Here is a 635-nt window from a genome sequence, read left to right on the forward strand (position 1 = left end):
ATTGTTAGAACCATTAAAGAGACTAATTTGCTGGTAACACCTCATCCAGTTTCTACTGCTTCTATAGATTTAACTATTACTTTTGATGATGGAAAAGTTTATTCTAGAAAAGGAACTTTAACAAAAGAAATGACTTCTGGTTATGACACATGGTTTGATTGGGATGATAATGTCTTTATGATTACCGGAAGTGGCACTACAACTTTCCCTAACGGAGATACTTTCTCGGCAGAAATTACAACTCCATTAGAGTTTGATGCGTCTTGTAGAAAATCTTTTGCAGTAAAAGGAATTGTTTCTATAACTAAAAATGGTGCTACGGCAACTATAGATTATGGTAGCGGAGAATGTGATACGCTTGCAAAAGTAACAAAAGACGGAGTTACTGAAGAAGTTGATTTGAAAAAATAAACATCCTTTTTGTCCAGTAAAAAAGCATTAAGAACAAGAATTGTTTTCTCGTTTTTAATGCTTTTTTTATCGTTTAAAACCGATCAAATGTCCCTATGGGACAAATATCATTATGAATTTTTTTTTTCTACCAACGAGATATTCCTAACGGAATATTTTTATTCTGCTTCTTTATTCGCTAATTGTCCACAAGCGGCGTCGATGTCTTTTCCTCGGCTTCTTCT

At 33.7% G+C, this 635-nt stretch carries 1 pseudogene; it reads left to right on the forward strand.

Features of this window, described 5'->3' with window-relative positions:
- Positions 1 to 411, forward strand: a pseudogene (locus B3J44_RS16300) (hypothetical protein); the annotation flags it as partial.
- Positions 412 to 635: the final 224 nt, after the last annotated feature.

This window comes from Flavobacterium sp. UBA4854, from assembly GCF_002399805.1.
Classification (GTDB): domain Bacteria; phylum Bacteroidota; class Bacteroidia; order Flavobacteriales; family Flavobacteriaceae; genus Flavobacterium; species Flavobacterium ginsengisoli.